13 protein-coding genes are annotated in these 9,782 nt (G+C 61.3%); 11 read left to right on the top strand and 2 right to left on the bottom strand.

What is annotated here, in order from left to right:
• Positions 1-546 precede the first annotated feature (546 nt).
• The 3 genes from PE058_RS20535 to PE058_RS20525 are packed head-to-tail and all read left to right on the top strand — an operon-like array spanning position 547 to position 2,533.
• Entirely contained in the window at positions 547-1,347 is an 801-nt protein-coding gene (locus PE058_RS20535) for a pentapeptide repeat-containing protein (RefSeq protein ID WP_271029365.1), read from the top strand.
• Between the two features lie 57 nt (positions 1,348-1,404).
• Positions 1,405-1,800: a thioredoxin family protein gene (locus tag PE058_RS20530; RefSeq protein WP_271029364.1), complete on the top strand. Its 396-nt coding sequence runs from the start codon at positions 1,405-1,407 to the stop codon at positions 1,798-1,800.
• 10 nt (positions 1,801-1,810) lie between these two features.
• Positions 1,811-2,533: a cytochrome c biogenesis CcdA family protein gene (locus PE058_RS20525; protein ID WP_271029363.1), complete on the top strand. Its 723-nt coding sequence runs from the start codon at positions 1,811-1,813 to the stop codon at positions 2,531-2,533.
• A gap of 313 nt (positions 2,534-2,846) precedes the next feature.
• On the opposite strand, the gene PE058_RS20520 is transcribed toward PE058_RS20525, so the two are convergent.
• Complete coding sequence (locus PE058_RS20520; protein WP_442908667.1) at positions 2,847-3,512, bottom strand: Crp/Fnr family transcriptional regulator; 666 nt, start codon at positions 3,510-3,512, stop codon at positions 2,847-2,849.
• Between the two features lie 146 nt (positions 3,513-3,658).
• Here PE058_RS20520 and PE058_RS20515 point away from each other — a divergent pair, with 146 nt between their 5' ends.
• Entirely contained in the window at positions 3,659-4,249 is a 591-nt protein-coding gene (locus PE058_RS20515) for a rhodanese-like domain-containing protein (protein ID WP_271029362.1), read from the top strand.
• 28 nt (positions 4,250-4,277) lie between these two features.
• Here the strand turns inward: PE058_RS20515 and PE058_RS20510 are convergent, their stop codons facing one another.
• Positions 4,278-4,781 carry an RrF2 family transcriptional regulator gene (locus tag PE058_RS20510; protein ID WP_271029361.1) on the bottom strand — a complete coding sequence of 168 codons (504 nt, stop codon included), beginning with the start codon at positions 4,779-4,781 and terminating at the stop codon, positions 4,278-4,280.
• A gap of 107 nt (positions 4,782-4,888) precedes the next feature.
• Here PE058_RS20510 and PE058_RS20505 point away from each other — a divergent pair, with 107 nt between their 5' ends.
• From PE058_RS20505 to PE058_RS20475, 7 genes are all read left to right on the top strand, one after another.
• Positions 4,889-6,310 (top strand): cytochrome ubiquinol oxidase subunit I, encoded by a 1,422-nt coding sequence (locus PE058_RS20505; RefSeq protein WP_271029360.1) that lies wholly within the window; start codon positions 4,889-4,891, stop codon positions 6,308-6,310.
• Positions 6,311-6,312: 2 nt separating this feature from the next.
• The gene (gene cydB, locus PE058_RS20500) at positions 6,313-7,317 is read left to right on the top strand and encodes a cytochrome d ubiquinol oxidase subunit II (RefSeq protein ID WP_271029359.1); all 1,005 of its coding nucleotides are present in this window, start codon (positions 6,313-6,315) and stop codon (positions 7,315-7,317) included.
• A gap of 247 nt (positions 7,318-7,564) precedes the next feature.
• The gene (locus PE058_RS20495; protein WP_271029358.1) at positions 7,565-7,753 is read left to right on the top strand and encodes a YgaP family membrane protein; all 189 of its coding nucleotides are present in this window, start codon (positions 7,565-7,567) and stop codon (positions 7,751-7,753) included.
• Between the two features lie 36 nt (positions 7,754-7,789).
• On the top strand, positions 7,790-7,939 hold the full coding sequence (locus PE058_RS20490) for a hypothetical protein (RefSeq protein WP_271029357.1): 150 nt from the start codon (positions 7,790-7,792) through the stop codon (positions 7,937-7,939).
• A 31-nt stretch (positions 7,940-7,970) separates the two neighbouring features.
• Positions 7,971-8,396 carry a YeeE/YedE family protein gene (locus tag PE058_RS20485; RefSeq protein WP_271029356.1) on the top strand — a complete coding sequence of 142 codons (426 nt, stop codon included), beginning with the start codon at positions 7,971-7,973 and terminating at the stop codon, positions 8,394-8,396.
• 1 nt (position 8,397) lies between these two features.
• On the top strand, positions 8,398-8,868 hold the full coding sequence (locus PE058_RS20480) for a YeeE/YedE family protein (RefSeq protein WP_271029355.1): 471 nt from the start codon (positions 8,398-8,400) through the stop codon (positions 8,866-8,868).
• 13 nt (positions 8,869-8,881) lie between these two features.
• Positions 8,882-9,775, top strand: coding sequence for an MBL fold metallo-hydrolase (locus PE058_RS20475; protein WP_271029354.1), 894 nt, complete (start codon positions 8,882-8,884; stop codon positions 9,773-9,775).
• Positions 9,776-9,782: the final 7 nt, after the last annotated feature.

The raw sequence follows: 9,782 nt of genomic DNA, 5'->3' as shown, positions 1-9,782 counted from the left end.
TCAATTCACAGGAAATTCAGTGCGGACGCGGCTCACCTGCGCATTATCGACACCTCGCGATTACTTACCCTTCTGAAGTCCGATTCCCGCGCCATCTTCACTGCCGCCGCCAAGGCTTCCGAGGCCGTAGGCTACCTCAAAAATCCTTTGCGCGCGTAGGGCGCGCTGCGGCTCTTGGGCTCCCGGACGCCGTGGCAAGACAGACAAGCAAGATGCGCCTGGGCGCGCGGAGAGGGATGCACGGCTGCGCGTGTTTTCCGAAGCCGTAGCCGATGTGCGAAGACAGATGTGTGACTAAGTCACCGACAACCGCAACCATTTCTGCGATCGACGGCTGGGGAAAGATCGCGTCAAGGACAACCGCGAGGGGGAGAATACGCCATGACCAATACCATCCCCATCGTGAAGGTTTTTTTGGCGTCGATCATAGCCGGAGACGCCCACCACCTAAAGGGGCGGCCCTCATAGATCTATTAACGCCAATCCTTGACACGTCCCAATATCATTAGGCAGCTCGCCCGCCCTAGGGTCCGGAGGATACGCAAAATGGTGATACGACGCATCGCACTCGGTCTCGGTCTCGCCGCCGCGCTCCTCGCGGGGCCGGCCGCGGCGCAAAACATGCTCGACATGGTCGATCTCACCTCGGACGCCTTCACCAAGGCGGAGATGAGCCGCGCCGACCTCGAGGCCGCCATCGCCAAGCTGCCCGCTGGCGAGAAACTCGACCTCTTCGGCAAGGCGCTGAACGGGCTCGATCTCTCGAAGATGGACCTGCGCCGCACCAACCTGCAGGCTGCCCGCCTCATGGGCTCCAACCTGGCGGGGGCCAATCTCGAAGGGGTCAACCTCGATTCCGCCTGGTCGCTCAATTCCGACTGGCGCGGGGCCAATCTCAAGGGCGCGAGCCTGTTCGGGACGCAGCTCGTCGGCGCCAAGCTCGACGGCGCCGACCTCTCGCGGGCACGCGTCGCCGGTGACTTCTCGAAGGCGAGCATGACAGGGGTGAAGCTCGACGGCGCCGATCTCTCGGCGGACGAGAAGAACCAGTCCATGGGCCTCATGCGCGGCACCTTCAGAAGCACGAACCTCGACGGCGCCTCGCTAAAGGGGGCGAATCTCTCTCGCGCACTTCTCGAGTACGCGTCGCTCAAGGGCGCGAACCTCGAAGGGGCGAACCTCGCCGGCAGCGAGGTCGCCGGCGCCGATTTCACCGACGCCAACGTGACGGGGGCCGACTTCAACGGCGCCGACGTGAACTCGGCCAAGATCGGCGCCATGCAGAATGCGAACGCGGCCAAGAACCTCGATCAGGCGAAGAATCTGGACCGGGCCTACCGAAACTGAAAGCCCGGTCGCTGCGTACCTCATGAGTGCCGAAGACCTGTCGATTGGAGGAAATGCATGCGCCTGCCCCTCGCGCTCGTCGCCGCCGCTCTCGCCCTCACTGCCATGCTCGGCGGTCTTGCAGCTCAAGCCGGCGAGAACCAGAAATTCGAGCCCGCCGCGTTCGCCGCCGCCCAGAAGGCTGGAAAGTCAATCCTCGTACATGTCACGGCGCCGTGGTGCCCGACCTGCAAGGCCCAGAAACCCATCATCGACGAGCTCACCGCCAAGCCCGAGCTCAAGGACCTCGTTGTCTTCGAGATCGATTTCGACACAGGCGGCGCGGCGCTCAAGGCGGTCAATGCCCGCAGCCAGTCGACGATCGTCACCTACAAAGGCGCAACGGAAACCGGCCGCTCGGTCGGCGACACGAACAAAGACTCGGTTACAGCCCTTGTCATGAGCGCGCTCTGAGGTAGCCCCCATGGCTTTCGGGACGCTGGCGCTCGCCGCCCTTGCGGGCGTTCTTTCCACGCTCTCGCCGTGCGTGCTGCCGATGCTCCCGATCGTGCTCGGCGCGGCGGCGGCGGAGACCCGTTGGGGTCCGGTCGCGCTCGCGGCGGGCCTCGCCCTCTCGTTCACCGCGCTTGGCCTGTTCGTGGCGACGGTCGGCTTCGCCATCGGGCTCGACGCCCAATGGTTCCGCAGCGTCGCCGCCGTGCTTCTGATCGCAATCGGTGCGCTGTTGGTCGTCCCCGCAGCCCAGATGCGGCTCGCCGCCGCGGCTGGCCCCGCGAGCAACTGGATCGAGCACAGCTTCGGCCAATTCTCGACCAAGGGCGCGGGCGGCCAGTTCGCGTTGGGCCTTCTCCTCGGCGCGGTCTGGGCCCCCTGCGTCGGGCCGACGCTCGGCGCAGCCTCCGTTCTCGCCGCACAGGGCAAGAACCTAGGGGAGGTGGCGCTGACCATGTTCCTCTTCGGCCTCGGCGCGGCCCTCCCGCTCCTCGTCCTCGGCCTGCTCTCCCGTGAGGCAATGGCCGCCTGGCGCGGACGGCTACTCGGGGCGGGCAGCGGCGGCAAGGCCGCTCTCGGAGCGCTTCTCATCGCGGCGGGGAGTCTGATCCTGACGGGTCTCGACAAAGTCATCGAAGCCAAGCTCGTCGCAGTCTCGCCTGCCTGGCTCACCGAGCTTACGACAAGGTTCTAGCGCGCCGGCGATTTTGTCCGCTACTGTCCAAACCGGATATGGACGGTTGGCTCCGGGACTAGGTGTCAAGCTATCCGCGATCATCCTCGCCGGATCCATCGTTCTCTCCGCTGGGCCAAGGTTGGGCATTTCAAGATGGAGACCAACGATGAAGTGCTATGTCTTTAAACACATTGCGCTTGAGCACACTCTTTTCGCCGCCTAAGTCCTCGATGAGGGAGCTGAACAGGTGGCGATCATGACCATCCTGCGATGGTCATGAGCACGACAACGGTCGTGTGCTTCGCAGGTAAAGAGCCGAGCATTCTGATTGCTATGCTGATTTCGACAGTTCTTCCAACCCCCCACGGTCAGTGACCACAGTGATCCCGCGCGACGTTGAAATCCACCCCCGCCGCTGAAATTCATGAAGCTGCCGGCTCACGACCTCTCGCGCGGTACCAAGTTCCGCGGCAAGTTGTTGGTGGGTCAGGGCGATACGATCTTGGTCATCCGCAAGCTCCAGCAGCCTTTGAGCCAGGCGAATGTCGATGCGAGAGAACGCCACCTCCTCGATGATCTTAAAAAGGTTTGTGATTCGCACGCTGAACGCCGTGAAGACGAAGCGCCGAAACTCGGCAGATCGAGCAATCAGATCATCAAAAAGCGCTCGCGGAATTGCGACCGCCTCGACGTCCGTCTCCGCGATGCCATCCGCCTGATATTCTTCGTAGCCCATCAGGCAGGCGGTGGTCAGGGCGCAGCTTTCACCCGCCGAAACTCGATAAAGCACAATCTCACGCCCGGACTCGGAGACCTGCTGCACGCGAACGGTCCCTTCAAGCAGCAGCAGATAATTCTCAGGGGCCCGACCAGGACCGAAGATCTGCGTCCCAGCCGGCAACGTGACCACTCGGCTGGCGTCGATAAGGACTTCGCCAACGGCCGGCTGAAGCTTCTTGAGACCCGGAAATTGCTCAACCCACCCGATCGACATCATGCTTCCCTTCCGAATTGCTCAACGATGCCAGTCCGAGCCGCGGTTGCGGCACGTGGGCCACGAAACTTGGTGACTTTGTCACCGACATACACTGGCTGATGCCCGTAACTAAACCATACACTCGACGACTGGAGCTGGAGAGCATCATGAAGTCCCCTTTGTTTGCCGTCGCGACCGTCTTCGCCCTGCTGATGAGCTGCTTTGGCAGCGCGGCGATGGCGCTTGAGGTTCCTAAAGACAAGCAAACCACGCTCGGCAAGTACCTCACCGCCAACGAGGCGCATGACCTCGTGACGGCAGAACGGGATAAGGTGTTGTTTGTTGATGTGCGCACGGCCGCCGAACTCATGTTCGTCGGCATGACCAACGACATCGATGCGCATGTCCCGTTTGTTGACCTGCCGAGCCCGCCGGCATGGGATGATAAGAATGGCAGGCTTCAACTCGTGCCCAATCCATCTTTCGTATCGGAGGTCGAGGCTCTGTTGGCCAGGAAGGGGCTTGGTAAGGCGGACAAGGTCATCGTGATATGCCGATCGGGGGATCGCACCGTTAAGGCCGTCAACGCGCTTGCTGGCGCCGGCTTTACCAACGCGTGGAGCGTCTACGAAGGGTTTGAGGGCGACCTGTCGCCAGACGGGCGCCGGACGGTCAATGGCTGGAAAAATACCGGACTGCCGTGGACCTATAAGCTCGATAAGGGAAAGCTTTTCCTCGCTCCCGTCGCCGCTCGATGACATCATCTGGTGCACGGTCGGAACCTTCCTACTTCGTCGCCCGCGCCGCACTGCGAGGCATGGATCGGCGGGCAATGGTCTTAGGTGCCGCTCCGGCAAGCGTCAGTCCCAGGCGGGGCATGAGGTCCGAGCGATTGCGCGCGATATCGGCAATCGTCACCTCGTCAAGCACGGCGAGAAATGACGTCAAAGCCCGACGGAACGCGCGCGACAGGTGGCACACCGCGCGCAGTGGACAGGTGTTCGTCTCGGGATTGAAGCATTCAACAAGCTCAAGAGGCGCTTCCGTCCGGCGCAGCACTTCTCCTACCGTGATCTCTGCCGCCGGTCTGGCGAGACGCAGCCCTCCGTTTCGACCCCGTACCGTTTCCACGAATCCCCACTGCCCCAGCTGATGCGTCGCCTTCATCAGGTGTGCCTTCGAAATACGGTGCGCCTTGGCAACGTCATCGATGCGAACAAGCTCCGGATGGCGGATAGCCGCGAACTGAAGGGTTCGCAGCGCGAAATTTGAGAACTGGGTAAGCTTCACGGCGTCATCTCTCTGCTTGCGGCAATAAAACATCTATCCAGCATATTGCTTTATCGACTGATCCGCAATAACATCTATCCAGAATATAGCTTTAAGGACGATGACTTATGGACGGGTTCGATGCATTGTCGCTGGCGCGGGCGCAGTTCGCTTTCACGATCTCTTTTCACATCGTCTTTCCCGCCTTCACCATCGGGCTGGCCAGCTACCTCGCCGTACTTGAAGCCCGATGGCTCCTGACCGGCCGGCAAGTGTTCCTGGACCTCTTCAACTACTGGAAGAAGATCTTCGCGGTCGCGTTCGGCATGGGTGTCGTGTCGGGAATCGTCATGAGCTACCAGTTTGGTACTAACTGGAGCGTGTTTGCCGACAAGACCGGACCGATCCTCGGCCCAATGATGGGCTACGAGGTGCTGTCAGCCTTCTTTTTGGAGGCCGGGTTCTTAGGCGTGATGCTCTTTGGCCTCGAGAAAGTTGGCAAAAAGCTCCACTTTCTGGCGACTCTGATGGTAGCGATCGGAACGCTGATGTCCGCGTTCTGGATCCTTTCCGTAAACAGCTGGATGCAGACCCCTGCCGGCTATGCCATCAACAGCGTCGGCCAATATATCGCGGACGATTGGTGGGCCGTGGTGTTCAATCCGTCATTCCCCTATCGCCTCGTGCACATGGTGTTGGCCGCGTATCTCACCACTGCCTTCGTCGTCGCGGCGACCGCAGCCTGGCACCTCTTGCGTGGCCGGGGAGGCGAAGCGACCCGCATCATGTTCTCGATGGCCATGTGGATGGCGGTGATTGTCGCCCCCATTCAGATCGTTGCCGGCGACCTTCATGGTCTCAACACCTTGGAGCACCAACCTGCCAAGGTTGCCGCCATGGAGGGGCATTTCGAGACGCGGGCCGGCGCCCCGCTGATTCTCTTCGGTCTCCCGGATATGGGTGCGGAAGAAACGCGCTACGCCATCGAGATCCCCAAGCTCGGCAGCCTGATCTTGACCCACGACTGGAACGGCACCGTGAAGGGCCTCAAAGCCTGGCCGAGGGAAGATCGACCGAACGCAACTATTGTGTTCTGGAGTTTCCGGGTCATGGTTGGGATCGGGCTCCTGATGGCTGCGCTTGGTCTTTGGGGACTGGTGCAGCGACTACGCGGCCGTTTGTTTGGGGCACCGTACCTGCTGTGGGCCAGCCTCGTTATGGGACCATCCGGGTTCATCGCCGTCCTCGCCGGTTGGGTCACCACTGAAGTCGGTCGTCAGCCCTACACAGTTTATGGCGTGCTCCGCACGGCCAACTCAATCTCACCCATCGACGCCGCCGCCGTCGGCGCCTCGCTCGTCGCATTCGTCATTGTCTATTTCGCCGTGTTTGGGGCAGGTACCTTCTACATGCTACGGCAAATGGGCAAATCGCCCGATCAAGACCACACGGATCTGCCGATCGGTCAGCCACTCCGCGCGGCAGGGACGACGCCCGCGGCTGCAATGCCCGAGCCCCATCTCCTGCCTACGTCAACCGAAGGGGCTTGAACATGACTGTCGATCTCCCCCTCGTCTGGGCCAGCCTCATCGCCTTTGCTGTTCTCGCCTACGTCATTCTCGATGGTTTTGATCTCGGCGTCGGCATTCTATTTCCGTTCGTCAAGGGTGAGCGCAACCGCGACCTCATGATGAATACCGTGGCGCCCGTCTGGGATGGCAACGAAACCTGGCTTGTGCTTGGCGGTGGCGGACTGTTCGCCGTGTTTCCGCTCGCCTACGCGATCATCATGCCCGCGCTCTACGCTCCCATCATCGCTATGCTGCTAGGTCTCATCTTCAGAGGCGTAGCGTTCGAGTTCCGCTGGCGCACCGTGCGCGGAAAGTTTCTTTGGGACTGGGCGTTTGCCGGGGGATCGATGCTCGCGGCGCTTGCGCAGGGTATCGCGCTTGGGGCTCTGATACAGGGCATCCCCGTTGCCAATCGCGCCTATGCCGGCGGATGGTGGGATTGGCTCACGCCGTTCAGCCTGCTCACCGGCGCTGCCGTTGTCTTCGGCTATGCGCTCCTCGGCGCAACCTGGCTGATCATGAAGACCGAAGGCCATGTGCAACGCCGCGCCTTCACCTTCGCGTGGATATGCAGTCTCGCCACCCTTACCTTGATCGGGGCAGTAAGTATCTGGACGCCCTTCCTCGACCCGGTTTTCATGCAGCGCTGGTTCACCTTCCCGGGCCTGCTCTACACGGTGCCAGTGCCGCTGCTCGTATTGTATTGCGCCTATCAACTCATGATCGGCCTTATCGACCTCAACGACAACAAGCCATTCTTCGCAGCGCTCGGTCTGTTCGTCCTGTCCTTCGCCGGTCTGGGCGTAAGTTTCTATCCCTACATCGTGCCGCCCTCTGTCACCATCTGGGACGCGGCAGCGCCCGACAATAGCCTCTGGTTCCTTCTTGTTGGATCGCTCGTCTTGTTGCCGATGATCCTAAGTTACACGGCCTACTCGTACTGGGTCTTCCGCGGCAAAGTCGATCCTGAGGGAGGCTATCACTGATGCCGCCTCGCCTGCGGAACCCCAGGCTCACGCGTTTCGTTTGGTTTGCTGGGTTGTGGCTCGCAGGTGTCGTGAGTGTCGCCACCGTGGGTCTTCTGATCAGGATGGTCCTCAAATGACCACCAGCCCTGCAGGCCAGTCCGCACGGACGGTCTACCACTGTAATCCCAGCTTGCGTGACTAAGTCACCGACACGGTCTCTGGAATTCCGTACCGTCACAACAACAGGAAATCAGGAGCCCCCGCCATGCAAGCTAACATCGGAACACTAGATCGCACACTGCGGATCGTCCTCGGACTGGCGCTGATCAGCTTGGTGTTTGTGGGGCCACAGTCGCCCTGGGGCTGGTTTGGCTTGATCCCGCTTCTGACGGGGCTCCTGCGCTTCTGCCCTCTCTATAGCGTTCTGGGTGTTCGGACATGCACGACGCACTGAACCCGTTGCTCCCGCGAAACCTCGAAAGGACAACCCATGCAGTGGTTCCTGTTCCCCGGCGACCAGATTTGCGATCTGGCCGGCGTGCCCAAGGAAAGCGATCATCGTCAGGTCCTGCGCAGTTTCATCAACATGATGGTCTGGTCGGCTGTGAGTATCGGGATCGCTCTCTATGTCCTCCTTTAGGCGCAGATGTTCCAGCGGGATCGCATTTTCAATGACCGAGTTCACACCCCTCACCGCGTTGGCAGGTGGCAGCCTCATCGGCCTTTCAGCCGTGATGTTGATGCTCTTCAACGGGCGCATTGCCGGCATGACCGGTATGCTGACGGGTTTGCTGGCCGTCCCGTCCGCGGCGACGGGCTGGCGCCTTGCCTTCATCGCCGGCTCCATTTTCGCTCCGATTGCCATGATGGCCGCCACTGGATTTTCATTCGATATGCAGGTCGCCACCCCCTTGCCCATGCTTGCGCTCGGCGGCTTGATCGTCGGGATTGGCGTCACCATGGCCTCCGGCTGCACGAGCGGTCACGGAGTATGCGGTCTGGCGCGATTCTCTCCGCGCTCTCTCGTTGCCGTGGTGAGCTTTATGGCCTCAACCGCCATGACGGTTTTCGTCATCCGCCATGTGGGGGGAGGCTGACATGATCCAGATTATCGCAGCTGCGCTGGCCGGGCTCACATTTGGCGCCGGGATTATCTTGTCGGGGATGGCCAATCCCGCCAAGATTCTGAACTTCTTCGACGTCGCCGGGACGTTCGATCCGAGTTTGGCATTCGTAATGGTCGGAGCCGTTGTGGTGACGGCGATCGGCTACCGGCTCACCTTCGCGCGCTCCGCGCCCATCCTCGACCCGACCTTTCATCTGCCGACCGTGTCCGCCATCGACCTCAAACTCGTCCTCGGCTCGACCATCTTTGGGATCGGTTGGGGAATTTCCGGATTCTGCCCCGGTGGTGCCGTTCCGGCCCTTGGGCTCGGCCGCTCCGAGCCGGCCGTTTTCCTGGCTGCCATGATCGCCGGCATGGCGCTCACGCGCGCGCTGCAGGCCCAGTTGGCAACCGCTACGCAACCGAGAAAAACCCTGGCCGCCAATGTGCGCGCCAAAGCTTAGAAAGGAGACGCTTATGTTCGACCCCAACACGCTCGTCAACATGACGATCAAGCCTGACGTCACCGCCTTCTTTGACACGGAAACCAACACAGTCAGCTATGTGGTCAAGGACCCGAATTCGACCGCCTGCGCCGTCATCGACAGCGTGATGGACATCGACTACGCCGCCGGCCGGATTTCCTACGCCGCCGCCGACAAGATTGTCCAACACATCAACGACAAACACCTGTCCGTCGAATGGCTGATCGAAACCCACGCCCACGCCGATCATCTTTCCGCAGCGCCCTACATCCAGAGCAAAGTCGGCGGAAAGCTTGGCATCGGCGCGAAGATCAGGATTGTCCAGGACGTGTTCGGCAAGATCTTCAACGAAGGGACTGAGTTCCAGCGCGACGGCAGCCAGTTCGATCGTCTGTTCGAGGATGGCGACACCTACACGATCGGCGGCATGACCGCGTTTGCATTCGACACGCCCGGTCACACGCCCGCGTGCATGACCCACGTCATCGGCGATGCCGCATTCGTGGGCGACACGCTTTTTATGCCCGACGGCGGCACGGCGCGGGCGGATTTCCCCGGTGGGGACGCTAGGATTTTGTACCGCTCCATCAAGCGTGTCCTGACCCTGCCGCCGGAGATGCGGCTCTTCATGTGTCATGACTACGCGCCCGGCGGCCGCAGCATCAAATGGGAAACCAGCGTCGCCGAGCAGCGCGCGCACAACATTCACGTCCGCGACGGTATCAGCGAAGACGAGTTCGTTGCGATGCGCGCCGCGCGCGACGCAACGCTCGCCATGCCCCGGCTGATCATCCCGTCGATCCAGGTCAACATTCGCGCAGGCCAATTGCCGGAGCCTGATGAATCCGGCAAGCGGTTCCTCAAGGTGCCGGTCAATGGGCTCTGATCGTCAG

The sequence above is a fragment of the Hyphomicrobium sp. DMF-1 genome (genome assembly GCF_027886585.1).
In the GTDB taxonomy this organism is placed as follows: Bacteria; Pseudomonadota; Alphaproteobacteria; order Rhizobiales; family Hyphomicrobiaceae; genus Hyphomicrobium_C; species Hyphomicrobium_C zavarzinii.
Note: the sequence above shows the minus strand (reverse complement) of the source record. Positions and strands in the feature narration are given on the sequence as shown.

Excerpts from the sequence above, each read along its gene's own strand:
- PE058_RS20535 (WP_271029365.1), top strand. The coding sequence starts at position 547 with ATGGTGATACGACGCATCGCACTCGGTCTCGGTCTCGCCGCCGCGCTC.
- PE058_RS20530 (WP_271029364.1), top strand. The coding sequence starts at position 1,405 with ATGCGCCTGCCCCTCGCGCTCGTCGCCGCCGCTCTCGCCCTCACTGCC.
- PE058_RS20525 (WP_271029363.1), top strand. The coding sequence starts at position 1,811 with ATGGCTTTCGGGACGCTGGCGCTCGCCGCCCTTGCGGGCGTTCTTTCC.
- PE058_RS20520 (WP_442908667.1), bottom strand. The coding sequence starts at position 3,512 with ATGATGTCGATCGGGTGGGTTGAGCAATTTCCGGGTCTCAAGAAGCTT.
- PE058_RS20515 (WP_271029362.1), top strand. The coding sequence starts at position 3,659 with ATGAAGTCCCCTTTGTTTGCCGTCGCGACCGTCTTCGCCCTGCTGATG.
- PE058_RS20505 (WP_271029360.1), top strand. The coding sequence starts at position 4,889 with ATGGACGGGTTCGATGCATTGTCGCTGGCGCGGGCGCAGTTCGCTTTC.
- cydB (WP_271029359.1), top strand. The coding sequence starts at position 6,313 with ATGACTGTCGATCTCCCCCTCGTCTGGGCCAGCCTCATCGCCTTTGCT.
- PE058_RS20495 (WP_271029358.1), top strand. The coding sequence starts at position 7,565 with ATGCAAGCTAACATCGGAACACTAGATCGCACACTGCGGATCGTCCTC.
- PE058_RS20490 (WP_271029357.1), top strand. The coding sequence starts at position 7,790 with ATGCAGTGGTTCCTGTTCCCCGGCGACCAGATTTGCGATCTGGCCGGC.
- PE058_RS20485 (WP_271029356.1), top strand. The coding sequence starts at position 7,971 with ATGACCGAGTTCACACCCCTCACCGCGTTGGCAGGTGGCAGCCTCATC.
- PE058_RS20480 (WP_271029355.1), top strand. The coding sequence starts at position 8,398 with ATGATCCAGATTATCGCAGCTGCGCTGGCCGGGCTCACATTTGGCGCC.
- PE058_RS20475 (WP_271029354.1), top strand. The coding sequence starts at position 8,882 with ATGTTCGACCCCAACACGCTCGTCAACATGACGATCAAGCCTGACGTC.